This is a genomic window from Micromonospora sp. CA-263727 (genome assembly GCF_050942455.1).
Classification (GTDB): domain Bacteria; phylum Actinomycetota; class Actinomycetes; order Mycobacteriales; family Micromonosporaceae; genus Micromonospora.
In genome coordinates, this window is sequence record NZ_CP192031.1 from 5,492,836 (window position 1) to 5,518,102 (window position 25,267).

Genomic DNA, 25,267 nt, shown 5'->3' on the forward strand with positions numbered 1-25,267 from the left:
CTACAGCCCGGACTCGTTGGTGCGGACCATGATCCGGCGGCAGTCCTCGCAGCGGACCACCTCGTCGGCATCGGCCCTGCGGATGCGGGCCAGGTCGGCGCCGGAGAGTTCCAGCCGGCACCCGCCGCAGCGGCCGGCGGCGAGCAGTGCGGCGCCGAGCCCGGTGTCGGTGCGGATCCGGTCGTAGAGCTGCACCAGGTCGGCGGGGAGGTCGTTGGCGAGGGGCTGCCGGGCGGAGCGCCTGAACTCCTCCTCCCGGCCGATCTCGGCGAGGCTCTCGTCCCGCCGCTGCTCGGTGCCGGAGCGCCGTTCGCGCGCCTCGGCCAGCCGCTGCTCCACCCCGTCCAACACCGACTGGGCGGTCTCCCGCTGCTCCATCAACTCCAGCTCGGCGTCCTCCAGGTCGCTCTGCCGGCGGTTGAGCGAGACCAGTTCGTGCTGGAGCGCCTCCAGTTCGCGGGCCGGGCCGGTGCCGGCGGCCAGCCGGGCCTCGTCCTTGGCCTTGCGCGCCCGCACCTGGTCGACGTCCTTCTCCAGCCGGGCGATGTCCCGGTCCAGGTCGTCGACCGCCACCTGGGCGCGGACCCGTTCGTCCTCCAGGGCGGAGAGCTCCCGCGCGAGGGCCTCCAGCTCGGCCCGCTCGGGCAACGCGCGCCGGCGGTGGGCGAGCTGGGCGAGGGCGGTGTCGATCGCCTGGAGGTCGAGCAGGCGGCGCTGGACCTGGGGGTCAGCCTTCACGATGGGGCTCCTTGTCGTCCGCGACGGGTTCGCCCGCAGCGGGTTCGTCCGCCGCGGGTGAGGCGGCGTGTACGGTCCACGGGTCGGTGTCCAGGTCGGACACCAGCGTCTCGACACCGGGCGCGGCCCGCAGCGCCGCGGCCAGATCGTCCAGCCAGGGCCGCTCGGTGGCCCAGTGGGTCGCGTCGAGCAGCGCCGGCCCGTCGGTGGCGAGATGCTCGCCGGCCGGGTGGTGGCGCAGGTCGGAGGTGAGGTACGCGTCGACCCCGGCGGCGGTTGCGTCGGCCAGGAAGCTGTCCCCGGCACCACCGCAGACAGCGATGGTACGCACGGTCCGGTCCGGATCGCCGGCGGCGCGTACCCCGACAGCGGTGGCCGGCAGCGCGGCGGCGGCGTGCCGGGCCAGCTCGGCCAGGGTCATCGGCTGCGGCAACCGACCGATCCGGCCGGCGCCACGCCCCTCACCGGCGGCGGGGGTGCCGGGTCGGGACGGTTGCAGCGGGCGCAGGTCGGCCAGCCCGAGCCGGGCGGCGAGGGCGTCGGAGACGCCGGGGACGGCCACGTCGGCGTTGGTGTGCGCGACGTACAACGCGATGTCGGCCTTGATCAGCTGGTGGATGATCCGGCCCTTGTACGTCGTCGGCGCCACCGAGGAGACCCCGCGCAGCAGCAGCGGATGGTGGGCGATGATCATGTCGGTGCCGGCATCGAGCGCTTCCGCGACCGTCTCGGGGACCACGTCGACGACGCAGAGGATCCGACGTACCGGGGCGCAGGGCTCACCCAGCACCAGCCCGACGCGGTCCCACTCCTCGGCCCAGGCCGGCGGGTAGCGCCGCTCCAGCTCGGCCACCACCTCGGCGACGGTCGGCACGGCTGCGGTTGTGCTCACGGCGGGCCAGCTTACCGGCGTCGGCGGCGCTCCGGGGCCTCACCCGGCCGACCTCGACGCCGGGGCCCGGGCCACGGCCACCGCCGGACCCGGGCCATCGCGCTCCGACCGCCCGAACCAGCTGTTAGCAGGGGGCCCCTTTACCTCACCAGGCGTTAACAGGGGGCCCTTCCTTTCACCCGGTGCGGACGAGGTGGGCGCGGACGGCGGTGAGGGGCAGGGCCCAGGGGAAGGCGTGCTGGTGCCGCTCCCCTGTGCCGGGCGCGTGCAGCGGGAAGACGTCGTCGCCGAAGAGCACGCTCACCCCCCACTCGGCGAGCCGGTCGATGCTCGTCCGGAAGGCCGGATGGGCGGCCATCGCCGAGTTGGTGTACGGCACGGCGACCAGCGGCACGCCGCGGCCCTGCGCCTCGACCAGCAGGCCGAGGGCGAGGGTGTCCGCGATGCCGGCCACCCACTTGTTGACCGTGTTGACCGTGGCCGGGCAGACGATCATGGCGTCGGCCGGCGGCAGCACGTCCGGGTCGCCCGGGTTCTTGTAGTGCGTACGCACCGGGTGGCCGGTCTGGCGGGCCAGCGCCGTACGGTCGACGAACTTCGCGCCGTCGGGGGTGGTGATTACGCAGACGTCCCACCCGTCCTGTTGGGCCAGTTCGACGAGCCGGCCGACGTCCCGGGCCAGCGGTGAGCCGCAGGCGATGATGTAGAGCACCTCGCGGTGCCCGTCATGGCGGTGCGAACCGGTCATGCCGGCTCCGAGGTCATACTCCTACTCCCATGTGCTCAGCCAACTCCGCGATCAGAGAAGGCGGCGCACCACGTGTGCGACGCAGGACGTCCGACATCACCTCGTGGGCGATCGGCCGGCAGCGGATCTCGGAGGGGGCGAGCCGGTCACCGCGCAGCAGCATCTCGCCGGCGTTGGCCACGTCGCCGATCAGGGCGAAGCCCCGGGCCAGGTCGAGCAGGTGGTGCGCCCGGCGCTCGGGCAGCATCGCGTCGAACGGCGCGTCCTGGATCTTCTGGCGGTGCACCTCGACCGCCCGCCCGCCGTCGCCCAGTTCGACCGCCGCCGCCGCGCGGTGCAGGTGCACATTGGTCGGCCCGAACGACGTCCAGTAGTGGTTCTGGTCGCCGCCGAGCTCGTTCGCCGCCTCCTGGGCGCCGTTGAGCAGGTCCTCCACGGTCGAGGTGTCGCCGATCCGGGCGGCGGCCATGGCGCCCTGCAACAGCAGCATGCCGTAGACCGAGATCCGTTCCGGGCGGGTGTCGTTGCGTCCGCCGGGCGCGAGCCGGTTGGCGATGGTGACGTTCAGCTCCAGCGCGGGCCGGGCCCGGCCCATCGCGACCAGGGCGTTGCAGACCCGGGTGGTGGCGACCCCGGCGAGCAGTTGGTCGTCGGCGCGCTGGGCGACCGCGATGGACCGGTCGGCGGCGAGCCAGGCCAGCTCGCGCTCGCCCAGCTTGCGCAGCACCGAGGAGGCGATCTGGTAGACCTGCCCGAGCAGGTGGGCCGCCCGTTGCCCCTGGTCGGCACCGCCGTAGGCGGCGTCGGCCGCCTGGGCGTCGCGTAGCAGTTTCGGCAGCGCCCGGGTCAGCATGCCGTACCGGCCGTACTGGTAGGTCAGCCACGCGTGGGTGACGGCCTTGCCCATGTCCGCCAGCGGCGGGGGGCAGGGCGCCGCGTCGAAGTACGCGCTGATCGAGTCGTACCGTTCCAGGGCGGCCCGGATCTCCTCGACCTCGAACTGGTCGATGCAGTTCAGCGTGTCGGTACGCCGCTCCGGGTCCCTGCCGAGCAGCAGTTGCACGTCCATCTGGAGGATGTCGGCGATCTCGTAGAGCACGGAGAACTTGTCCAGCCGGCGCACGCCGCGTTCGATCTTGTCCACCCAGCTTTTCGACTTGCCCAACCGGTCGGCGAAGACCTGCTGCGACATTTTCCGCCGCCCCCGCCAGTAGGCCACCCGCCGCCCGATCGGTAGTTCGTCCATACTCCCCAGTCCTCCCCTTGCTGGAGCCCCGGCCCAGGTGCCGGGGGCCGATCCGCGGGCGTACCGATCCGTCCGTATCTCAGGTTTCCGCTGGTCGCACAGGTTGTGCGTCAGCCGTACGGCCAGTCCTCGTAGCTTTCGTGCAAGTTGCATCGGCCACCTTGTCAAAGCAACGAGCACAGGCGACGGCAGTGACGGTGCTCGACATACGAGCTGACGCCGGGCGGTCCGGCGAGGGGAGATGGCACCAATGTGGGGGAATGTCGGACCGCGCGTGGCACCTCTGTCGCCCTTGGAGCGGGTACGGCTGCGCCGGGTCGCGGTGCGGTACGCGATGCACGGCTGGGAGGTGACCCCCGGCGCCTGCCTGGCCCGCAGCCGTTTCGTCTGCGGGCGGGCCGGCTGCCCGACGGTCGGTTGCCACCCCGCCCTTGAGGAATGGGAAGAGGCCGCCAGCGCCGATCCGGCCCGGGTGGCCACCTGGTGGCGGTCCCGCCCGCACGGCGTGCTGCTGCCCACCGGCCGTTCGTTCGACGTGCTGGAGGTTCCCGCCCACCTGGGCCGGCCGGTGCTGGACGCGGTGCGGGCCCATCCCGTCGGTCCGGGCGTACGCGGGCCGGTGCTGGTCACCCCGACCGGCCGCTGGATGTTCCTGGTCCGTCCGGGCGACCCGCTGCGGCCCGAACTGGAGCACTGTTTCCACGTGGTGCGGCACGGCCCCGGCTCGTGGGTGCCGGCGCCCCCCACCCGGCTGCCCGAGGGGCAGATCCGCTGGGCGGTGGCGCCGGAACAGGCCCGATGGCAGCTGCCGGATTCCTACCTCGTGCAGAACACGCTGGTCGACGCGTTGCGCGCGGCCGGGATCACGCTGACCTCGGCGCTGGTCCCCGGGCACCTACCACTGCCCCGCCGGGGCCGCTGACTTCCGCTGACTTCCGGTCCGGAGCGAGGTCCGGACCGACCGGGCAGCGACGCCCGGCGGCGGGCGCTCGTTGAACACCACGACGGCGCACCCGCGCCGGGAGCGGGGATCCCGATGTCCACGGACGACACTACGCGCCATCCGGGCGGAGCCGAACCGCCCCGCCAGCACCGCCCCGGCCGCCGGTGGGCCGCCACCCGGCCACCGGGCGCACGGCCCGGACGGCCCCGGCCGCTCGGCTCCCGCCCGGCGACCATCCACCGGCCGACGCGCTGGCCCTGACCCGCCCGCCAGCGGAGGAACCGGCCCCGCCCGCCAGTGGCAGAACCGGGCCCCGCGGGGCTCCGGGCCGGTTCCGGTACGCACCTCGCGAGCCGGACTCCGGTCACCGGAGGTGACATTCCTGCCCGGTGCGCCCGTTCATCCACAGAGCCGGAGGCAGGGCCCGGACGGGTGGTGCTCAGCCGCCACACCCGGTTTCGTGCCACACCAGGCCGCGCCGGGCCGGATCGCGCCAGGCCAGGCTGGGCCGGGCCGGATCGCACCACGCCAGGTCGGGCCGGACCAGGCCGCGCAAGGCTGCGCCGGGCCGGGCCGGGCCGGGCCGGGCCGGGCCGGGCCGGGCCGGGCCGGGCCGGGCCGGGCCGGGCCGGGCCGGGCAAAGTAGCAACAGCAAGAGCGCGTGAGTCCGCGCCGCAGTGGGTATTCCGCCGCACCGTTGCTGAACGCGTGAGGGGAAGGCACATGCTCAGCAAAGAGGATCAGCGCAGATTTGAGCAGATCACCCGCCACCTGAAGGAGAGCGACCCGGCGTTTTTCGCCCGGCTCGACCAGCGGGCCCGGGTCCGGCGCGGCCGGTGGCTGCTGCTGTTGACAATCCTGCTCTGGGCGGCGCTGCCGGCGACCACCGTGCTCGCCGGGCGGCTGGCCGGCGGCATCTTCGCCGTGGTGCTCCTGGCCAACGCGGCGCTCATGTGGCGGTTCCGCCATCGCTGGCTGTGACCGCCCCGAGTTGCCGGTAGGCGTGGCGCAGCCGCTCGGCCAGGCCCGGCCCGCCGATCGCCGGTGCGGGTGCGCCGAGCTGGCGCAACAGCAGATCCGGCCGGCTGGTCAGGCTCGGCGGGCGGTCGGGCAGCGGCACGGGCGGGAGCCAGAACCGGTCGACCGTCTCGGCCAGCGGCGCGGCGGGCAGGTCGGCAAGCGCCCGCGCCGCCCCGGCCGCCGCAGCCGGCACGGCCGGCCGACCGGTTGCCGGGACGGGAGCGTCCGGCTGGCCGGTTGTCGGGACGGGGCCGTCCTGGTGGCCGGCGGGCCCGACGGCGGACGCCTCGCCGCCGGCGGCAGCGCGGGGGCGCTTCCGTCCTGGTCCGGTGCCGTCGCCGCGCGATTGGGCCGGCGAACCGGCCGAGCGCAGCTCGCGTAGCCGGTCCAGCAGCTCGGTCCGGCCCCGGCCACGCCAGTGCAGCAGGGCGAACGGGTCCGCGTCGAACGCCTCGGCGAGCAGGTAGAAGGTGGCCGCCAGGTGTTTGCAGGGCACCGCGAAGTCCGGGCAGGAGCAGCGCTGCTCCAGCTCTGCCACCGCGGCCGGGAAGAGTGGCGCCCCGGCCGCGGCGAACAACTGCTCCAGCTCGGCCGGCAGGTCGCCGGCGAGCAGCCGGGCGCTGAAGAACGCCTGGGCGGCCAGCTCCGCCTCGATCCGGCCCCAGAGCTGCTCCGGGAACGGCGACAGTCCGATGTGGACCTCGTACGGCCGGGGCCGGGAGCCCTGCACGGCCGCGCTCACCACGCCGGGGGCGACGTCGAGCCGGAGCACCTGGCCGGCGCGGGCATACGACCGGCCCCGGGTCAGCCGGGTGCCGAGCGCGAACGACTCCAGCACCTCCAGGAAGCGGCGGGACCACCAGGAGACGCCGATCGCGCCACGGGTGCTGCGGGCGCGCAGCCCGCCATCGACCCGGCGCGGCGGCCCGTAGTCGGCGAACCGGCCACGGGCGCCGGCGCCGGTCGGGCCGGTCACTCGGTCACCGCCCCGGCGTCCAGGGTGAACAACTCACGCAGCTGGGCGGTGGAGAGCTCGGTGACCCACTGCTCGCCGGCGCCGACGACCGAGGCGGCCAGGCCGCGCTTGTCGGCGATCAGCGCGGCGACCTTCTCCTCCACCGTGCCGGCGCAGACGAACTTGCGGACCTGCACCCGGCGGCGCTGCCCGATCCGGAACGCCCGGTCGGTGGCCTGGTCCTCCACCGCCGGGTTCCACCACCGGTCGACGTGCACCACGTGGTTGGCGGCGGTCAGGGTCAGCCCGGTCCCGCCGGCCTTGAGGGAGAGGACGAACAGGGCGGGCCCGCCGTCGGACTGGAACCGGGCGACCATCTCGTCCCGGTCGGCCTTGTTGACCCCGCCGTGCAGGAAGAGCACCTCCCGGCCGAACCGCGCCGACAGGTGCCCGCGCAGCATCCCGCCGAACTCCGCGTACTGGGTGAACAACAGGGCCTTCTCCCCCGCCGCGAGGACCTCGTCCAGGATCTCCTCCAGCCGGGCCAGCTTGCCGGAGCGTCCGTCCAGCGGGGAGCCGTCGCGCAGCAACTGCGCGGGATGGTTGCAGACCTGCTTGAGCCGGGTCATGGTGGCCAGCACGAGGCCGCGTCGCTCGATGCCGTCGCTGGACTCGATGCGCGCCAGCATGTCGTCGACGACCACGCGGTAGAGCGCCGCCTGCTCGGCGGTGAGGTTGCAGAAGACCTCCATCTCCAGCTTCTCCGGCAGGTCGGTGATGATCGAGGAGTCCGTCTTGAGCCGGCGCAGCACGAACGGGCCGGTGATCCGGCGCAGCCGCTCGGCGGTTTCGGCGTCGCCGTGCCGTTCGATCGGCTCGGCGAATCGCTTGCGGAACGTCGCCGCCGGGCCGAGCAGCCCCGGGTTGGCGAACTGCATGATCGACCAGAGGTCGGCCAGCCGGTTCTCCACCGGCGTGCCGGTCACCGCGATCCGGTGTCGGGCGGGCAGTGCACGGACCGCCTCGGCCTGCCGGGTGGCGGCGTTCTTGATGGCCTGGGCCTCGTCCACCACCACCCGGTGCCAGTCGATCCCGGCCAGGTCCACGGCGTCCCGCGCGGCCACCGAGTAGGTGGTGAGGACCAGGTCCGCCGCGTGCACGGCCGCCGCGAGCCCCTCGCCCCGGGCCCGCTGCGCGCCGTGGTGCACGTGTACGCGCAGCCCCGGGGTGAACCGCGCCGCCTCCCGCTGCCAGTTGCCGACCAGCGACATCGGACAGACCAGCAGGGTCGGTCCGGTCTGCGGCGGGTCGGCGGCCAGCAGGGCCAGCAGCTGCACCGTCTTGCCGAGCCCCATGTCGTCGGCGAGCACCCCGCCCAGCCCGAGCGACTGGAGGAACGCCAGCCAGGCCAGCCCCCGCCGCTGGTACGGCCGCAGCGTGCCGTGGAACGAGGGTGGCTCATCGAGCGGGGCGAGCCGGCGTTCCACGGCCCCGGCGAGCAGGTCGCCCAGGGCCCCGTCGGCGGTCACCTCCAGCACCGGCAACGCGTCCGGCTGCTCGGCGTCGGCGAGCCCCAGCCGCAGCAGGTCGGCCACGGTCAGCTCGCCGGCGGAACGCAGCAGCCGCAGACCGGCGGCGAGCCGCTTCGGGTCCAGCTCGACCCAGCGACCGCGCAGCCGGACCAGCGGGGTCTTCAGCTCCACCAGCCGGGCCAGCTCGTCCTCGGTCAGCGGCTGGTCGCCCAGGGCCAGTTCCCACCGGTAGTCGACCAGCGCGTCCAGCCCGACCTTCTCGCCGGGGCCGGTGACCGTGCCGGGGGCGGTCCGGGAGGTGGCCCGCAGCCGTGCGCCGAGCCGCGACGAGGGCCGCTGCCACCAGGACGGCAGCAGCACGGTGAAGCCGGCCGCGTGCAGCATCGGCGCGCCCTCGCGGAGGAACCGGTGGGCGCCGTCGGCGTCCAGCTCCAGGGCCTCCGGCGTGGCGGTGCGCAGCGCCGCGTCCAGTTCGGGCCAGAGTCGGCTGGCCCGGCCCAGCTCGGCCAGCAGCGTCTCCTGCGGATTGTCACCGGCGGCCGGCAGGCCCGCACCGCGCCACACCTGGCCGGCGTCGACGTGCAGGCCCGGCTCGTCGGCCGCGCGGAGCCCGAACTCCACCCGCCACCCACCGAACCCGACGGCCTCGGCCTCGTCGTCGAACTCGACGGCGAGGCCGGGGTCAAGGCCGGGGTCAAGGCCGCAGTCGGGGCCGCGGTCGAGGTCGGCGTCGGAATCGAGGTCGGGGTCGGCCCGCATCCCGGCCACCGGGATGGTGATCTCCTCGGCGGATGGCTCGACCAGCCGGAAGCTGGCTCGCACCGCACCACCGGCGGCGTCACGCTGCCAGGCGTCCAGTTCGGCACGCAGGGTGTGCAGCGCCGCCGGCTCGGCGGTGAACTCGCGGCGCGGCCCGGTCAGCGCGCCCAGCCACGGGGCCACCGCGGCCCCCGGCCGCACCCCTCGGGCCAGCGCGGTCTCCGGCAGGGCCGCGCGCACGGCCGCGTCGGTGAGCGCGTCGAGCGCCCCGGCGACCAACAACCCCGGCGTGCCGGACAGGTCCACCTCCGTGACCGGCGATCCAGGCGTGGCGGGCACGCCCGCCTCCGCCGGCCTGCCGGGCAGGCCCGCCTTTCCCGCCCGCGACCCCGGCCGGCCGGACAGGCCCGCCTCCCCCGCCCGCGGCACCGGAGCGCCGGGCAGGTCCACCTCGACGACCGCGCGTGCAGCCGGCGGCAGGGCCAGCGCCAGGGCCCGGGCCCAGGTGGCGTCGGTGCCGGTGAGCAGCGGCCGCCAGACGGCCCGGGCGAGGACCGGGCCGCCACCGGCCGAGGTGCCGGATCCGCCACCCGCCGAGGTGCCGGATCCGCCTCGAACGAGCCGCCCGCCGCCTGCGGCGCGACCGCGCGCCGAGCCCGACGTGCGAGCCTCGCCGGACAGGGCCGGGCCGGCGGTGGGAGCGGGGTCGGCGAGGTGGGTCGGGTCGTCGGCGAGGCCGGGCAGGACCCGGCCGCGGGCGGCCAGGTCGGCGGCGAAGGCGGCCAGCTCGGCCAGGTGCCGAAGGGTCGCGCCGGGCACGGCCGCCAGACGGTCGAGGGCGCGCAGCAGCGGCAGCGCGGCGTCCGGGGCGTACGCCAGGATGGGGACCCGCCAGCCGGCCAGGGTCACCGGGCCGCGGACCGGTTCCACGACGGCGGTCCGGACCAGCTCGGGCGAGTCCAGCGGCGAGCCGGCGCGGGTCGGTAGACGGACCAGCGCGGTGCCGAGGGCGGTCGGCTCGGCGGCCTCGGCGAGCGTGGCGACCAGCGTGGCGTGCTCGGCGGCGAACGGGTGCGGGCGCTCCCGGGGCGCCCGGCCCGGACGGCGCGGCGCACGCGGCGGCCGGGTGCTGTCCTCGGCCCAGACGGCGAGCCCTCCACCCGCCAGCCACACCCCGTGCACAACCAGCACGCGCTCCCCCTCAGAAGGAAGGGCCCCCGGTTAACGCCTCAGGTAGAGAAAGGGCCCTCGGTTAACACCCGGGACAGGATAGGCGGCGTCAAGCGGCTACCGTCGGCGCCATGTACGACCTACTGGTGATCGGCGGCCTCGGTGTCGACGTACGGGTCCGGGTGCCCGGGCTGCCACTGCCGGTGGTCGACTCCGTCACCGTCGACCCGATCGAGCTGCGGATCGGCAACACCGGCGCCGGCGTGGTGCTCGCCGCCCACGCGCTCGGGCTACGGGTGGCGGTGGTCGACACGGTCGGCGCCGACCCCGCCGGTGACCTGGTACGCGCCGCGCTGGGCCGTGCCGGCGTGCACGCCGTACTGGCCGAGGACCCGGCCGGCACCCGCCGCTCGGTGAACCTGGTCGATCCCGCCGGAAGACGGATGTCGCTGCACGACCCTCGGGCCTCCGACGGGCCGGGGCCGTTCACGGCGGCACACCTGGCCACGCTGGTCCAGGACGCCGCCCACGTACACCTCTCGATCATGGGTTGGGTCCGGGGCCTGCTCCCCGGCCTCGGCGACGTGCTCGGCGAGGGCGTGGGGTCCTCCACCGACCTGCACGACTGGGACGGGCGCAACCCGTACCACCGCCCGTTCGCCGAGGTCGCGGAGCTGGTGCTGGTCAGCGGCACCGCGCTGGGCGAGCGGGCGGCGGCGGTCGCCGCCGCGCTGACGCCGCGCCCGGTGCTGGTGACCCGCGGCGCCGACGGCGTGGACCTGCACCTCGGCGGCGGCGTCCGCCGGGTGCCGGCCGCCACGCCGCCCGGCCCGGTGGTGGACACCAACGGGGCCGGGGACGCCTTCGCGGCCGGCGTCATCGCGGCCCGGTTGCGCGGCGCGACGTGGGCGGAGGCGGCCGGGTACGCGGCCCGGGTGGCCGCGGCGGCCTGCACCCACGACGGCATGGAGTACCCGCCCGGCCTGCTCCCCCGGCCCTGACCCACGGGCCCGGCGGTCGTGCCGGCTATCCGCTGCGCGGCGACGGCGGTCGGGGCAGGATGGGCGCATGGCATCAACGGTTGAGATCCCGCTGGTGGGCGGCGCGGCCGACGGCGAGCAGGTCACCGTCGAGCTGGACCCGCATGGCCGGCCCCCGCTGACCCACCACCACCTGGGGCCGGCGGGCCTGGCCTCGGCGGACATCTACGAGCTGGAGTCGATCGGCTCGGACGGCCGGCAGTGGCGCTATTGCTGGCGGGGCCCGGCGCTCTGACCGCCGTCAGGCGCCGATCTCGACCAGGGAACGGCTGCGCAGGCTCTCCAGCACCGCCCGGGTGACCTGCGAGGTGCCCCGGGCCTCGTCGCAGACCTGGGCCACCCGCTGGGCGGTGGTCTCGCGCCGCTGGTCGCGTTCGTCCCACAGCTGGTCCACCTCGGCCAGCAGCGGGCCCTCCACCTCCCGCTCCACCCCGCGCAACGCCGGCACCCCCAGCCGCTGGGCCAGGTCGAAGACCTTGCCGGCGTACGGCAGGGGCAGGAACGGCGTGCCCATCATCGCGGCGAAGATCAGGAAGTGCAGCCGCATGCCGACCGCCAGATCGAAGTGGCGCATCAACCCGAGCACCTGCTGCGGCGTGTAGGTGCCGTGCAGGATGCGGCCCCGCTCCGCGGCGGTCATGTGCGACAGCACGCCGTGCGAGTGCCGGATGTCGTCGCGCTCCATCGGCACGAAGAGCACGTGCGCGTCGATCCGGTGCACCAGGAAGTCACCGATCTGGGCCAGCAGCCGGTGGTAGCCGTCCACGTCGAGCCGTTCCGCGGCCCGGCCCGGCTCCCGCACGCTCATCCCGACCAGTCGCTTGCCGGCCGGTACGCCCTCCTCGCGGAGCAGTTCCGCCGGGAACTCCTCGGGCTCCAGCAGGAACGCCGGGTCGGCGGTGACCGTGATCGGGTTGAGCAGCCCGGCCTCCTCCAGCACCATCCGCGACTCCTGGTCGCGTACGGTCACCTGGGTGGCGCCGGCCAGCGTCTCCCGGACCATGCCGGTGTCCACCATCTCGCTGAGCGGCCCGACGCCGACGGCGTACGTCAGCAGCGGCAGGCCGCGCTCCTGCGCGACCCGGACGACCCGCAGGTAGCGGCGGGCCTCCTTGTCGTAGAGGATGCCGCCGCCACCGAGAATGAGCAGGTCCAGCTGGGAGAGGACGAGGGCGGAGTCGGTCCGGCTGACCCCCTCCCACGGCACCGCCTCCACATCCGGGTGAGCCATCGCGGTGTGCTCCGGGTTTCGCGAGAAGACGATGATCCGGGCGTTCGGCTCCTGCTGTCGCAGGTCGGTCAGCAGGCCGGTGAGGATGGCCTCGTCGCCGAGATTGCGCCCGCCGTACGAGCCGAGCACACCGATGGTCAGTCCGGCACGCGTCATCGTCGCTCCTCCCAGATGCGTCCGGTTCGACGTTTCCCCGTTGCGACGGTGAACACTCCTCCGCCGGCCCGGTCGAACCGCCCACCAGGCCGGAAACCGGACCACTTACGCCCGCAGTCGCCGACGGTGTCCGGTCCGCGCCCGGCAACTCCCCTGATGTTGCTGGGTCGGCGGGATGGGAGCCAGCAACATCGGGGAAGTTGCACCGATGGCCGGCGGGCTCAGGTCGGGGTGTTCAGGGTGTGGGTGAGGAAGGGGAGGACCACCGCGGGGAGAGCCGGCGAGTCGACGATGTCGTAGTGGGTGAGGCCGGGTAGGACGGCCAGCCGGGCGTCCGGCCGGTCGGTGCCGTCCCAGCCGGCGTCGCGGTGCCCGCCGCCGAGCAGGCCGAAGAACTCCACCATGTGGCTCGGGCGGATCGAGTCGGCGTCGGCGAAGACCAGCAGGGTCGGGGTGGTCATCGTGGCGACCTCCGGCGACCAGTCGTACTCGCGGCGCAGCAGTTCGCCGTTCCTGGCCCAGAGCCTCGGCCAGTCCTGGGGGCGCGGGGCGACCCGCTGGTAGAGCTGCTCCGGCGGGGTGCCCCGCATCCGCTCGCCGGCTGCCTCGTCGGGCTCCGGCATGCCGGCGAGCACCTCCGGAAACCAGCCCTGGCGGCGGCACGGCGCGGAGACGACCACCAGCCGGCGGAGCACCTCCCGGTGCTGGATCGCCAGCCGCAGGCCCACCCCACCGCCGAGGGAGAAACCCAGCACGTCGGCCTCGACCAGCCCGAGGTGGACGATCAGCGCGGCGACGTCGTCGGCCATCGACTCGTACCGCAGCGGCCGGTCGACGTCGGCGGTGCGCCCGTGGCCCGGCAGGTCGACGCTGATCACCCGACGCCGCTGCGCCAGCGCGGGCCGGATCGCCGCGAACGTCTCCACCGCGCCGAACCCCCCGTGCAACAGCACCAACGGCCGTCCCGAGCCCTGCGTCTCGTACCAGAACCGGACGCCGTCGACCTCCGCGTAGGCCATCCCGCCCTCCCGATCCGGTGCCGCCCCGCCGCCGGCGTACGGCTGGTAAGCGAGTGCTCTGCGGGCGGCCAGGTCCGCCGTGACGCCGGGACTTGACGGCATTTCCGCAGGTGGAAGGGGGTGGGTGGGCGCGGCAGGTTTCGAACCTGCGACCCCTCGCTTGTAAGGCGAGTGCTCTCCCGCTGAGCTACGCGCCCGGAACGCCGTACGGCGGACCGGCGGTTGGCAGCTTACCCTGCCGCCCGCCGGCCCGGCCCCACGGTCGCACCGGTTGGGACCGGGGTCAGGCGCCGACCTCCGCCAGGGCCTTGCGCCAGCCCTGCTGGTCGCGGGGCTCGCCCGGCTTGTTCATCTCGGCGAAGCGGACCACGCCGGTCTTGTCGATGACGAAGGTGCCCCGGAAGGCGATGCCGGCGACGTCGTTGAAGACGCCGTACGCCTCGGCGACGCCACCGTGCGGCCAGAAGTCGGCCAGCAGCGGGAACTGGTAGCCCTCCCGCTCCGCCCAGATCTTGTGCGCGTAGACCGAGTCGACGCTCACGGTCAGCACCTGGACGTCGTCGTTGACGTACTCGTTGAGGTTGTCCCGCACCTCGCACAGCTCGCCCTGGCAGACGCCGCTGAAGGCCAGCGGGTAGAAGACCAGCAGGACGGTACGCCGGCCGCGGAACTCGGAGAGGCGGACCTCCTGGTTGTTCTGGTCCTTCAACACGAAGTCGGGCGCCTCGGCGCCCACCTCGATCGGCATGCGAACTCCTCGGAGTCGATTCGGGATGGCCTCAGCCTGTCACACCGCTCGGGTGGGCCTACTTCTTGCCCTTGGCGCCGCGGCGCAGCACGAGACGGGCACCGCTCCAGTCCTTTCCGGCGTTCAGCGTGGAGGTCTGCTGGAGGCCGGCGGTGGGCGCGGACTCGGCGACCTCGCTCGGCTCGACGTGCCCCTCGCGGCCGGCCTTGGGCGTCAGCAGCCACACGACCCCGTTGTCGGCCAACGGGCCGAGGGCGTCGACGAGTAGCTCGAAGAGATCACCGTCGCCGTCCCGGTACCACACCAGAACCGCGTCGACCACCTCGTCGGTGTCCTCGTCGACCAGCTCTCCACAGCGGTCGGTCAGGGCGTCCCGGAGATCCTGGTCGACGTCGTCGTCGTAGCCCATCTCCATGACGACCATCCCCGGCTCGATCCCGAACCGGTCCGCCAGGCTACGTACCCCGTCGGCAGCCTGACCAGCGGTCGCGCTCACTGTCGCGTGCCTCCTCATCTCGTCCGAGCCAGCGGCGTCTGCTCGACGCCGTCAGGCAAAGTCCACACAGTTGTGCCGCCCTGCGCAAGTGGCACACCGGGTGGGTCCGAAATTTACCGTGCCAGCAGCGTACGGGCACCCTGGGTGATGGCCTCCTCGGACACCAGGACCTGCCGGGCAGCCGGACCTAATGGTACAAAAGAGTCAACTCCGGCCACTCGCCGCGCCGCGCCGACATATCCGGCGTCCACCAGCGCCGCGATCACCCCCTCGCCCACCCCGCCGGATCGGCGCGTCTCGTCCACCACCAGCACCCGGCCGGTCGCGGTGGCCTCCCGGATGAGATCGGCCACCGGCAGTGGCGCGAGCCAGCGCAGGTCCACCACCCGGGTGCCGATGCCCTCGTCGGCCATCCTCGACGCGGCCCGCAACGACATCCGTACCCCGTTACCGAAGGTGATGATGGTGATGTCCTCGGCCGAGCCCACGCCGTACACCCGGGCCCGGCCGACCGGCACGTGCCCGCCGGCCCAGGCCCCCGGCTCGGGATAGTGGGCCAACCACTCGCCGTCGCCGTCGGCGTAGAGGTCCCGGGTGTGGTAGAGCGCGATCGGCTCCAGGAAGACGCAGACGCTGCCGTCCACCGCCGCGCTCGCCAGGCAGCTCCGCAGCATCGCCGCCGCGTCGTCCGGCCGCGCCGGCACGGCGATCACCAGGCCGGGCACATCCCGCAGTACGGCCACCGAATTGTCGTTGTGGAAGTGCCCGCCGAAGCCCTCCTGGTATGCCAGCCCCGCCACCCGCACCACCATCGGGTTACGCAGCGCCCCCTGGGAGAAGAACCTCATCGTCGCCGCCTCGCCGCGCAGCTGGTCCTCGGCGTTGTGCAGGTACGCCAGATACTGGATCTCCGGCACCGGCAGCATCCCGGCCAGCCCCGCGCCGAGGCCGAGACCGAGGATCGAGGTCTCGTCGAGCAGCGTGTCGAACACCCGCGCCGCGCCGAACCGGTCGCGCAGCCCCTTGGTCACCCCGTACACCCCGCCCTTGGCGGCGACGTCCTCGCCGAAGACCGCCATCTGCGGGTGGTCGAGCAGCCCGTCGGTGAGCGCGGCGTTGATGCTCTGCGCGAGCGTGAGCGGGCCGGCGAGCTCGGGCGGCTTGCCGCCGAACACCTCGGCCCGCGCGCCCGCACCCGCCCCGGCAGCGCGGGCCCCCGCCTCGGCCACCGCGTGGGCCACCCGTAGCGGCCGGCGGGGCGCCAGCGGGGCGATCACCTCGGCGGCGCTGGTCAGCTTCGGCTCGTCGAGCACCTGCTCGGCGATCCGGCGGACCTGCCAGCCGATCTCGTCGTACCGGGCCAGCAACTCCGCGCCACTGGCCAGGCCCGCCTCGACCAGCCGGCGCGCGGTGGCGACCACCGGGTCCACGGCCAGGTCGGCGGCGATCTCCGCCGGGGCGCGGTACCCGCTCTCGGCGTCCGCGCCCGCATGGCCCATCAACCGAACCGTGCTCAGGTGCAGCACCGCGGGACGCCGGTGCCGGCGTACCCAGGCCGCCGCCTCGGCCGCCACCCCGTACGCCCCGATCGCGTCGGCGCCGTCGGCGGCGAAGTACCGGATGCCCGGCTTCGACCGCAGCGCGGTCGCCACCCAGCCCTGCGGCGAGCGGACGCTGATGCCCAGGCCGTTGTCCTCGCAGACGAAGAGCACGGGGATACGCAGGCCAGCATGGTCGTACCAGCCGGCGGTGTTGAACGCGGCGGTGGCGGTGGCATGGTTGATCGAGGCGTCCCCGAACGAGCAGACCACGATCGCGTCCGGGGCCCAGGATGCCGGCGTCGCCGGATCGCCGCGCCCCGCCCCCCGCCGGGCGTCGAGCCGGCGCAACCGTTCCACCGCGAGGGCCATCCCGACCGCCCGGGGCAGGTGCGAGGCGATGGTGGAGGTGGTCGGCAGCACCGCGAGATCGGCCCGGCCGAAGACCTTGTGGCGGCCACCGGCGATCGGCTCCCGGCTGGAGGCCGCCATCCCGCGCAGCACGTCCCGCGCCGCCTCGGCGTACGCCGGATCCACCGGCCGCTTCACCGACGCCATCGACACGACCGCCTCGACCTCGTCGTGCCCCGCCGACCCGGTCGCCGGCTGGGCGGTCGTCGCCGTCTGGGCGGTCTTGGTCGACCCGCTCGCCGCCGGCCCGCTCGCCGCCCGCGCGGGCGCGGGCGGCGCGGGCGCGGTGGGCTGATCGGGGTCCGCAGGGGGTACGGCCTCGGCCGGCTCGCCGTTCGGGAGCGGGTCGACGGCGACGGTCCCGCGGGCCGGGGCGATCGCGGCGGGGAGGGCCGTGCTGCCGGCCACGCCCCGGATGCGGGGGTCGGACCCGCCGGTCACGCCGCTATGGCCGGGATCGGCAGCACCGTCGGCCACGTCACCGTCGTGATGGTCGCCGTCCGGTCGCTCGCCGCCAGCTCGATCGGTCGCGGATTCGGACTCACCGGCCGGGTCGGCCGCGGTTCCAGCGCCGCCAACCGGATCGGTCGCGGCGGCGACTCCACCGGGCGGGTCGCTTGCGGCTCCGTTGTCGCCGGCCCGACCAGGACTCGTCGCGGCACCGGCGACCGCCGAGTTGCCGGCGGGAACCTGCTGGGCGGCTTGGGCGGCGCGGACGCAGTAGAACGCGCCGGAGCGGTAGTGCAGCAGCGCCGGATCGGTGGGCCGCAGGGCGGCCGCGACCGCGGCGTTGCCCTCGTGGCCGGCCGACCCGATGGTGTAGTAGCCCTCGCCGAAGCTGCGCAGCCAACGACCGGCGAGATCGAGCTGGCGGCTGGTGACCTGGGCGTCGAAGAGTTCCAACAGCTGGGCGCCGGTCAACGCCGCGCCCCCGGCCACCGCCTGCGCCGGGTCAGCACGGTGCTGCGGCGCGGCGAGCGCGGCCAGGGATTCCCGGAACCGGTCGTCGAGATCCTGCGGGGTGGTCACGTCCGACAGCATTACCGACCGAGGCACGCCTCGCCCAGTCGAGACCGCCGACGGAGAACCCGCGCCGGCTGGTCGAGAGCTTTGCGTCAAGCTCGCCGGCGTGTCGTGACGCAAACCTCTTGGTCAACGCTCCCGGACCGGCGGGGTGGGGTGGGAGCCCGCGGGGTTATTGGGGGGTGCAGGGCTCTGGGCAGCCGGCGTCGGAGATCTTCCAGACCAGTTGCCGCAGGGCGGCCAACTCCTGGGTGCTGAGTCCGGTGAGCAGTCGGGAGTCCGACAGCACGTGGTGCACCCGCTCCCGCATCCGCCGGCCGGCCTCGGTCACCACCAGCGTCTTCTGCCGGCGGTCGGCCGGGTCGACCCGGCGCTCCACCAGACCGGCCTGCTCCAGCCTGTCGACCAGGGCGGTGACGTTGGACCGGTCGCACCGCAGCTGATCGGCCAGATCCCGGCCGGGCAGCGGGCGATCCGGGTCAAGCTGGTAGAGGGCGCGGGCGACGGCCGGGGTCAGCCCCAGGGCGGCGATGTCGAGATCCTGGTGATGGCGCAGCGCGGCGGCGACATGCATGATCCGGCGCACCGCGTCGCCGGCCAGCCCGGCACGGTCGGCCGGCTCCGGGTCGCCGCCGGAGACGGTGAGCTGCGCCATGGCCCGCATCCTACCGACGACCGACAGCTTGATCATTCCTGCTATCGGCTGATCAGGCGGCATCCCGGCGGGCCGACGAACCAGCCGGCCCGAACGACGAACCAGCCGGCCCGAACATGGAACCCGGCCGGGGCGTTGGGGGAATCAGCCGGGCAGGAAGGAGAAGCGGACCTGCCGGCTGGTGTTGTCGCCGTTGGTGTCGACCAGGCAGACCGACTGCCAGGTGCCCAATGCCAGGCGCCCGTCCAGCACCGGCAGCGTCGCGTACGGCGCGACGAAGGCGGGCAGCACGTGGTCGCGGCCGTGCCCCGGGGATCCGTGCCGGTGCCGCCACCGGTCGTCGGCGGGTAGCACGGCGTCCAGCGCGGTGAGCAGGTCGTCGTCCGACCCGGCGCCGGTCTCGATGATGGCCACCCCGGCGGTGGCGTGCGGCACGAAGACGTGCAGCAGGCCGTCGCCCTGGCCGGAGACGAACTGTTCGGCCTCGGTGGTGATGTCCCGGACGGTCGGCCGTGAACCGGTCCGGACGGTGATCACCTCACTACGCATACCCCGCATTCTGCCGCCCCGCCCGACGGCCCCCGCCGGGGGTGAAGTTACTGGTGGGTACGTGTGTCGAGCGTCGCCCTTCGGACGGGTGGACGTGACGCCGAGTGCCACGACGGGGCAGGATGGCGCTAGAGACCTATCCCACACACAACCGAGGGAACGCCTGTGGCTACGGAACGCAAGCGCCCGGTGATCACCGCCGGCCTGCCGAGCCAGCTTCCGGACATCGACCCTGAAGAAACCAGCGAATGGGTCGAGTCGCTCGACGGAGTCATCGACGAACGTGGCACCAAGCGAGCCCGCTACGTGATGCTTCGTCTGTTGGAGCGCGCTCGTGAGCGCCAGGTCGGGGTGCCGTCGCTGACCACCACCGACTACATCAACTCGATCCCGCCGGAGCGCGAACCGTGGTTCCCCGGCGACGAGCACGTGGAGCGCCGGATCCGGGCGTACGTGCGGTGGAACGCGGCGATGTTGGTGCACCGCGCTCAGCGTCCGGAGATCGGTGTCGGCGGTCACATCTCCACCTTCGCCAGCTCCGCGTCGCTCTACGAGGTGGGCTTCAACCACTTCTTCCGGGGCAAGAACCACCCCGGCGGTGGCGACCAGATCTTCTACCAGGGCCACGCCTCCCCCGGCATGTACGCCCGGGCGTTCCTCGAGGGCCGGCTCGGCGAGAACCAGCTCGACGGCTTCCGGCAGGAGCTGTCGCACCCCGGCGGCGGGCTCCCGTCGTACCCGCACCCGCGGCTGATGTCGGACTTCTGGGAGTTCCCCACGGTCTCCATGGGACTCGGCGGGCTGAACGCCATCTACCAGGCCCGGTTCAACCGGTACCTGCACCACCGGGGCATCAAGGACACCTCCGACCAGCACGTCTGGGCCTTCCTCGGCGACGGCGAGATGGACGAGCCGGAGACCCTCGGCGCGATCGGCGTGGCCGCCCGCGAGGAGCTGGACAACCTCACCTTCGTGATCAACTGCAACCTCCAGCGGCTGGACGGCCCGGTCCGCGGCAACGGCAAGGTGATGCAGGAACTGGAGGCGTTCTTCCGGGGCGCCGGCTGGAACGTGATCAAGGTGGTCTGGGGCCGGGAGTGGGATCCGCTGCTCGCCGCCGACACCGACGGCGCGTTGGTCAACCTCATGAACACCACGCCCGACGGCGACTACCAGACCTACAAGGCGGAGTCCGGGGCGTACGTGCGGGAGCACTTCTTCGGCCGGGACGCGCGGACCCGCAAGATGGTCGAGGGGCTGACCGACGACGAGATCTGGAACCTCAAGCGGGGTGGGCACGACTACCGCAAGCTCTACGCGGCCTACAAGGCGGCGACGGAGCACACCGGCCAGCCGACCGTGATCCTGGCCAAGACGATCAAGGGCTGGACGCTCGGCTCGCACTTCGAGGGCCGCAACGCCACCCACCAGATGAAGAAGCTGACGCTGGAGGACCTGAAGACCTTCCGCGACCGGCTCTACCTGGACATCCCGGACTCGGCGCTGGAGGAGAACCCGTACCTGCCGCCGTACTACCACCCGGGCGAGAAGTCCGACGAGATCCAGTACCTGCACGAACGGCGTCAGCAGCTCGGCGGCTACCTGCCGACCCGGCGGACCAAGGCCAAGTCGCTGGCCATCCCGGGCAGCGAGCGCTTCGCCGACGTCAAGCGGGGTTCGGGCAAGCAGAAGGTGGCCACCACGATGGCCTTCGTCCGCCTGCTCAAGGACCTGATGAAGGACAAGCAGTTCGGCAAGCGCTGGGTGCCGATCATCCCGGACGAGGCGCGTACCTTCGGGCTGGACTCGATCTTCCCGACCGCCAAGATCTACTCGCCGCACGGCCAGCGGTACACCTCGGTCGACCGGGACCTGTTCCTGTCCTACAAGGAGTCGACCGCCGGGCAGATCCTGCACGAGGGGATCAACGAGGCCGGCTCGGTCGCCTCGTTCACCGCGGCCGGCTCGTCGTACGCCACCCACGACGAGCCGATGATCCCGATGTACATCTTCTACTCGATGTTCGGATTCCAACGCACCGGTGACGGCTTCTGGGCCGCGGCGGACCAGATGGCCCGCGGTTTCGTGCTCGGCGCCACCGCCGGCCGCACCACGCTCAACGGCGAGGGTCTCCAGCACGAGGACGGCCACTCGCTGCTGCTCGCGGCCACGAACCCGGCGGTGGTCGCGTACGATCCGGCGTTCGCGTTCGAGATCGCGCACATCATGGAGAGCGGCCTGCACCGGATGTACGGCGAGAAGCAGGAGAACGTCTTCTACTACCTCACCGTCTACAACGAGCCGATCCACCAGCCGGCGGAGCCGGAGGGTGTGGACGTCGAGGGCATCGTCCGGGGCATCCACCGCTACTCGCCGGCCTCCTCGGTCGACGAGGACGCCCCCCGGGCGAACCTGCTCGCCTCCGGCACCGGCATGCAGTGGGCGCTCAAGGCGCAGCAGTTGCTCGCTCAGGACTGGGGGGTGGCCGCCGACGTCTGGTCGGTGACCTCCTGGAGCGAGCTGCGCCGGGACGCGGTGCAGTGTGAGGAGTACAACCTCCTGCACCCGGGCGCCGAGCAGCGGGTGCCGTACATCCAGCGGAAGCTGGCCGACGCCGACGGGCCGAAGGTCGCGGTCAGCGACTGGATGCGCGCGGTGCCGGACCTGATCTCGCGCTGGGTGCCCGGTGACTGGACCTCGCTGGGCACCGACGGCTTCGGCCTGTCGGACACCCGGCACGCGCTGCGCCGGCACTTCCACGTCGACGCCGAGTCAGTCACCGTCGCGACGCTGCGGCAGCTCGCGCTGCGCGGGGCGGTACCGGCCCACGTACCGGCCGAGGCGGCCAAGAAGTACGCCATCGAGGACGTCAACGCCGCCCCCGTCGGCGAGACCGGCGGCGACAGCTAGCAGAAAGGAGGGGCCCCCTGTTAACGCCTCGCGTACTAAAGGGGCCCCCTCCTAACACTCTCGTTCGGCCCGGAGGTCGAAAGCGGTGGCGGCCCGGGTGTACCTGGTAGGGACACCCGGGCCGCCACCGTCGCGGGTGACGCCAGGACGCGGCCGGTCAGCCGACGGCGGCCAGATCGGTCAGCCGGGCCAGCGAGTCCTCCAGATCGGCGCCGACCCGCCGCAGGCCGAGGCGGAGTAGCGCGGCCTTGACCGGGCCGGCGGGCCACCGTACGACGATGAGCCGCACGACCGTCCCGCCCTCCTCCTCGTCCGGCGTGAGTTGGACGTATATCTCGGTGCGCGCCTCCGCTCGGGCACCGGCGCCCTTGGCGCGTTCACGCCAGCCGATCAACGTCGGCTCCTGGTAGGCGATCACCTCGGCCTCATGCGCGGCACCGCGTCCGGCCTGGACCAGTTGTCGTCGACCGAAGCCCTCCCCCGAGAGGACCTCGGCCGCCCGTACCCCGGCCAGCCAGGCGGGCAACTGCTCGGCCCGCTGCACCACATCCCAGACCGCTTCCACCGGCGCCACCACGTGCGCGCTGCGTTCCACGAGGATCATTTCCGTCTTCCTCCAGTGAGGACATCCCACGATATCGGCACTGTATGCGCAAAAACGGACGTATATGGACGTGTTCGTAAAAGACACGCCGAAAGGTATTGCTCTCCGGCGCAGATCCGCCTATAGACCCGGGCCCCGGCACGCCCTAGAGTTCCGAACACATTTCGCGTTTACCGGGAGGGCGCATGCAGACCGCACCGATGCCCGAGTTCCCCACCGGATTCCGCTGGGGCGTCTCCACGTCGGCCTACCAGATCGAGGGCGCCGCCAGCACCGGCGGGCGCGGGCCCTCCATCTGGGACACCTTCGCCCAGGTTCCGGGCCGGATCCTCGACGGCAGCAGCGGCGCGGTGGCCTGCGACCACTACCACCGATACGCCGAGGACGTCGCCCTGATGGCCGGGTTGGGAGTCACCGCGTACCGGTTCTCGGTGGCCTGGCCCCGGGTGCAGCCGACCGGCGCCGGCGCGGTCAACCCCGTCGGGCTGGACTTCTACGAACGGCTGGTCGACGAGGTGCTCGGGCACGGCATCGACCCGGTCGCCACGCTGTTCCACTGGGATCTCCCCCAACCACTGGAGGATGCCGGCGGCTGGTCGAACCGGGACACCGCACACCGCTTCGCCGAGTACGCCGACCTGGTGGCCGCCCGCCTCGGCGACCGGGTCAAGCTCTGGATCACCCTGAACGAGCCGTTCATCCACATGAGCCTCGGTCACGGCATGGGCGTACACGCGCCCGGCCGGATGCTGCTCTTCGACGCCTTCCCGGTCGCCCACCACCAACTGCTCGGCCACGGCCTCGCGGTGGCCGCGCTGCGCGGCCGTAGCGCCAGCCCGGTCGCCATCGCCAACAACTACTCGCCGGTACGCGTGATCGGCGGCAGCCAGGCCGACGCCACCGCCGCGGCGGCCTACGAGGCGCTGCACAACCGGCTCTTCACCGACCCGCTGTTCAGTCGCGGGTACCCGCCGGAGCTGGGCTTCGACACCGCCGTGGTCCGCGACGGCGACCTCGACGTCATCGCCGCGCCGATCGACGTGCTCGGCGTCAACTACTACAACCCGACCGGGGTACGCGCGCCCGAGGAGGGCTCGCCGCTCCCCTTCGACCTGGTGCCGCTCACCGGCTACCCGCGTACCGCCTTCGACTGGCCGGTGGCCCCGGACGGGCTGCGCGAGCTGCTCGGCTGGTTGCACCGCCGCTACGGCGCGGACCTGCCGCCGATCCAGATCACCGAGAGCGGCTGCGCCTACGACGACGCCCCTGACGCCGACGGCCGGGTGCACGACCCGGACCGGATCGCCTACCTGGACGGCCACCTCCGGGCGGTACGCGCGGCGATGGACGACGGGGTGGACGTGACCGGTTACTTCGTCTGGTCGCTGCTGGACAACTGGGAGTGGGCCGAGGGCTTCACCAAGCGCTTCGGCCTGGTGCACGTCGACTACCCCAGCCGACGCCGCACGCCGAAGTCGTCGTACGCCTGGCTGCGTGAGGTGATCGCCACAGCCCGGCGGGAACCGGCCCGGTGACCACCCTCGACCCGACCCCGACATCCCTGCCGGCCGCGCTCGCCGAGCCGACCCTGCCGGTCCGGCGGGGGTGGATCGCGCTGCTGTTCGCCGCGAACCTCGGCGTCTGGATGGCCTTCTTCACCCCGATCCAGGTGTTGCTGCCGCAGCAACTCGGGCAGATCGCACCGGCGAACAAGGAGACCATGCTGGCGGTGGTCACCGGGCTCGGCGCGCTGGCCGCGGTGGTGGTCAACCCGCTCGTCGGCGCGCTGTCGGACCGGACCTGCCTGCGGATCGGCGGTCGGGAGTTCGGCCGCCGGCACGTCTGGACCCTGGGCGGCGCGCTGCTCGGCGCGCTCTCCCTGGCGCTGCTCGCCCAGGCGCAGACCGTGCTCGGCGTGGCGGTCGGCTGGGTCGCCGCGCAGACCTGTTTCAACGCGATGCTGGCCAGCCTGACCGCCGCCGTACCGGACCGGGTTCCGGTGACACAGCGCGGCGGGGTCTCCGGCTGGGTGGGCATCCCCCAGGCGCTCGGGCTGGTACTCGGCGTGGTGCTGGTCACCGCCGTGGTCACCGGCAACGCCGCCGGGTATCTGGCGATGGCCGCGGTCGTGCTGCTGCTCGCGCTGCCGTTCGCCCTGCGTACGGCCGACGACCCGCTGCCCCGCGCGCACCGGCCGGCGCTGCGCGGCCTGCTCGCCGGCATGTGGGTGTCGCCACGCCGTCACCCCGACTTCGGCTGGGCCTGGATCACCCGGTTCCTGGTCCAGCTCGGCAACGCCCTCGGCACCCTCTACCTGCTCTACTTCCTCACCGACGAGGTGCGGGTGGCCGACCCCGACGGTGGGCTGCTGGTGCTGATCCTGCTCTACACCGCCGGGCTGATGTCCACCACCGTGGTCGCCGGCCGGCTGTCGGACCGCTCCGGCCGGCGGAAGGTCTTCGTGATCGCCGCCGGGATGCTGATCGCGGTGGCGGCGCTGCTGCTGGCCGTCGCGCCCACCTGGCCGATGGCGATGACCGCTGCCGTGCTGCTCGGCGCCGGCTACGGGGTCTACCTGTCGGTGGACGCCGCCCTGATCACCCAGGTGCTGCCGAAGGCCACCGACCGGGCCAAGGATCTCGGTGTGATCAACATTGCCAACTCCGCCCCGCAGGTGCTCGGCCCGGCCATCTCCGCCCCGATCGTGGTGTACCTGGGCGGCTATCCGGCGCTGTACGCGACCACCGCCGCGGTGACCGTGCTCGGCAGCGTCCTGGTTCTGAAGATCCGCTCCGTTCCGTAATCGCCCGCCCGCCGCGCCGATGCCGCGAAGCGTGTTAGGAGGGGGCCCTTTTAGTACACGAGGCGATAAGAAGGGCCCCCT

The 25,267-nt window shown here is 73.4% G+C and carries 22 protein-coding genes and 1 tRNA gene; 7 read left to right on the top strand and 16 right to left on the bottom strand.

All coding sequences use genetic code 11. The features are described from left to right. The 4 genes from ACQPYA_RS23920 to ACQPYA_RS23935 all read right to left on the bottom strand — a co-directional run bounded on the left by ACQPYA_RS23920 (window position 1) and on the right by ACQPYA_RS23935 (window position 3,624). Entirely contained in the window at window positions 1-738 is a 738-nt protein-coding gene (locus tag ACQPYA_RS23920; protein WP_433529332.1) for a zinc ribbon domain-containing protein, read from the bottom strand. Beyond that, the gene (locus ACQPYA_RS23925; RefSeq protein WP_433529333.1) at window positions 728-1,630 is read right to left on the bottom strand and encodes a Nif3-like dinuclear metal center hexameric protein; all 903 of its coding nucleotides are present in this window, start codon (window positions 1,628-1,630) and stop codon (window positions 728-730) included. The genes ACQPYA_RS23920 and ACQPYA_RS23925 overlap by 11 nt, the downstream gene beginning before the upstream one ends. A gap of 175 nt (window positions 1,631-1,805) precedes the next feature. Beyond that, entirely contained in the window at window positions 1,806-2,378 is a 573-nt protein-coding gene (locus ACQPYA_RS23930) for a flavoprotein (RefSeq protein WP_433529334.1), read from the bottom strand. A gap of 13 nt (window positions 2,379-2,391) precedes the next feature. Beyond that, window positions 2,392-3,624, bottom strand: a complete 1,233-nt coding sequence (locus tag ACQPYA_RS23935; protein ID WP_433529335.1) for a helix-turn-helix domain-containing protein — start codon at window positions 3,622-3,624, stop codon at window positions 2,392-2,394. Between the two features lie 250 nt (window positions 3,625-3,874). Here ACQPYA_RS23935 and ACQPYA_RS23940 point away from each other — a divergent pair, with 250 nt between their 5' ends. After that, complete coding sequence (locus ACQPYA_RS23940; protein ID WP_433533589.1) at window positions 3,875-4,546, top strand: bifunctional DNA primase/polymerase; 672 nt, start codon at window positions 3,875-3,877, stop codon at window positions 4,544-4,546. Window positions 4,547-5,006: 460 nt separating this feature from the next. Here ACQPYA_RS23940 and ACQPYA_RS23945 read toward each other — a convergent pair whose 3' ends face one another. Beyond that, complete coding sequence (locus ACQPYA_RS23945) at window positions 5,007-5,222, bottom strand: hypothetical protein (RefSeq protein ID WP_433529336.1); 216 nt, start codon at window positions 5,220-5,222, stop codon at window positions 5,007-5,009. A 68-nt stretch (window positions 5,223-5,290) separates the two neighbouring features. Here ACQPYA_RS23945 and ACQPYA_RS23950 point away from each other — a divergent pair, with 68 nt between their 5' ends. Beyond that, window positions 5,291-5,548, top strand: coding sequence for a DUF3040 domain-containing protein (locus ACQPYA_RS23950; protein ID WP_433529337.1), 258 nt, complete (start codon window positions 5,291-5,293; stop codon window positions 5,546-5,548). Here ACQPYA_RS23950 and ACQPYA_RS23955 read toward each other — a convergent pair. Together ACQPYA_RS23955 and ACQPYA_RS23960 are read right to left on the bottom strand one after the other, a co-directional pair. Then, on the bottom strand, window positions 5,517-6,563 hold the full coding sequence (locus ACQPYA_RS23955) for an SWIM zinc finger family protein (RefSeq protein ID WP_433529338.1): 1,047 nt from the start codon (window positions 6,561-6,563) through the stop codon (window positions 5,517-5,519). The genes ACQPYA_RS23950 and ACQPYA_RS23955 overlap by 32 nt on opposite strands. Then, the gene (locus ACQPYA_RS23960; RefSeq protein ID WP_433529339.1) at window positions 6,560-10,024 is read right to left on the bottom strand and encodes an SNF2-related protein; all 3,465 of its coding nucleotides are present in this window, start codon (window positions 10,022-10,024) and stop codon (window positions 6,560-6,562) included. The genes ACQPYA_RS23955 and ACQPYA_RS23960 overlap by 4 nt, the downstream gene beginning before the upstream one ends. Window positions 10,025-10,134: 110 nt before the next feature. Between ACQPYA_RS23960 and ACQPYA_RS23965 the strand changes: the two genes are divergently transcribed. Then, a complete protein-coding gene (locus tag ACQPYA_RS23965) occupies window positions 10,135-11,004 on the top strand; it encodes a carbohydrate kinase family protein (protein ID WP_433529340.1) in 870 nt (289 codons plus the stop codon). Window positions 11,005-11,071: 67 nt separating this feature from the next. Beyond that, on the top strand, window positions 11,072-11,278 hold the full coding sequence (locus ACQPYA_RS23970; protein WP_433529341.1) for a hypothetical protein: 207 nt from the start codon (window positions 11,072-11,074) through the stop codon (window positions 11,276-11,278). A 6-nt stretch (window positions 11,279-11,284) separates the two neighbouring features. Here ACQPYA_RS23970 and ACQPYA_RS23975 read toward each other — a convergent pair whose 3' ends face one another. The 8 genes from ACQPYA_RS23975 to ACQPYA_RS24010 form a co-directional block, all read right to left on the bottom strand. Continuing rightward, window positions 11,285-12,430, bottom strand: coding sequence for a polysaccharide pyruvyl transferase family protein (locus ACQPYA_RS23975; protein ID WP_433529342.1), 1,146 nt, complete (start codon window positions 12,428-12,430; stop codon window positions 11,285-11,287). A gap of 221 nt (window positions 12,431-12,651) precedes the next feature. Beyond that, a complete protein-coding gene (locus tag ACQPYA_RS23980) occupies window positions 12,652-13,449 on the bottom strand; it encodes an alpha/beta fold hydrolase (RefSeq protein WP_433533590.1) in 798 nt (265 codons plus the stop codon). Window positions 13,450-13,574: 125 nt separating this feature from the next. Next, a tRNA-Val gene (locus ACQPYA_RS23985) sits at window positions 13,575-13,646 on the bottom strand. A gap of 86 nt (window positions 13,647-13,732) precedes the next feature. Continuing rightward, a complete protein-coding gene (locus ACQPYA_RS23990) occupies window positions 13,733-14,197 on the bottom strand; it encodes a peroxiredoxin (protein WP_433529343.1) in 465 nt (154 codons plus the stop codon). A gap of 58 nt (window positions 14,198-14,255) precedes the next feature. Then, window positions 14,256-14,693, bottom strand: a complete 438-nt coding sequence (locus tag ACQPYA_RS23995; RefSeq protein WP_433529344.1) for a DUF3052 domain-containing protein — start codon at window positions 14,691-14,693, stop codon at window positions 14,256-14,258. A gap of 113 nt (window positions 14,694-14,806) precedes the next feature. Further along, window positions 14,807-17,683 carry a thiamine pyrophosphate-dependent enzyme gene (locus ACQPYA_RS24000; RefSeq protein ID WP_433533591.1) on the bottom strand — a complete coding sequence of 959 codons (2,877 nt, stop codon included), beginning with the start codon at window positions 17,681-17,683 and terminating at the stop codon, window positions 14,807-14,809. A gap of 154 nt (window positions 17,684-17,837) precedes the next feature. Further along, a complete protein-coding gene (locus tag ACQPYA_RS24005; RefSeq protein WP_433529345.1) occupies window positions 17,838-18,320 on the bottom strand; it encodes a MarR family winged helix-turn-helix transcriptional regulator in 483 nt (160 codons plus the stop codon). A 144-nt stretch (window positions 18,321-18,464) separates the two neighbouring features. Continuing rightward, window positions 18,465-18,869, bottom strand: coding sequence for a secondary thiamine-phosphate synthase enzyme YjbQ (locus tag ACQPYA_RS24010; protein ID WP_433529346.1), 405 nt, complete (start codon window positions 18,867-18,869; stop codon window positions 18,465-18,467). A 165-nt stretch (window positions 18,870-19,034) separates the two neighbouring features. On the opposite strand from ACQPYA_RS24010, the gene aceE reads away from it, so the two are divergent. Next, window positions 19,035-21,779, top strand: a complete 2,745-nt coding sequence (gene aceE / locus ACQPYA_RS24015; protein WP_433529347.1) for a pyruvate dehydrogenase (acetyl-transferring), homodimeric type — start codon at window positions 19,035-19,037, stop codon at window positions 21,777-21,779. Between the two features lie 157 nt (window positions 21,780-21,936). Here the strand turns inward: aceE and ACQPYA_RS24020 are convergent, their stop codons facing one another. Next, the gene (locus ACQPYA_RS24020) at window positions 21,937-22,383 is read right to left on the bottom strand and encodes an SRPBCC family protein (RefSeq protein ID WP_433529348.1); all 447 of its coding nucleotides are present in this window, start codon (window positions 22,381-22,383) and stop codon (window positions 21,937-21,939) included. Between the two features lie 185 nt (window positions 22,384-22,568). Between ACQPYA_RS24020 and ACQPYA_RS24025 the strand changes: the two genes are divergently transcribed. Together ACQPYA_RS24025 and ACQPYA_RS24030 are read left to right on the top strand one after the other, a co-directional pair. Further along, window positions 22,569-23,918: a GH1 family beta-glucosidase gene (locus ACQPYA_RS24025; RefSeq protein ID WP_433529349.1), complete on the top strand. Its 1,350-nt coding sequence runs from the start codon at window positions 22,569-22,571 to the stop codon at window positions 23,916-23,918. After that, the gene (locus ACQPYA_RS24030) at window positions 23,915-25,186 is read left to right on the top strand and encodes an MFS transporter (RefSeq protein WP_433529350.1); all 1,272 of its coding nucleotides are present in this window, start codon (window positions 23,915-23,917) and stop codon (window positions 25,184-25,186) included. Before ACQPYA_RS24025 ends, ACQPYA_RS24030 begins: the two co-directional genes overlap by 4 nt. Window positions 25,187-25,267 lie beyond the last annotated feature (81 nt).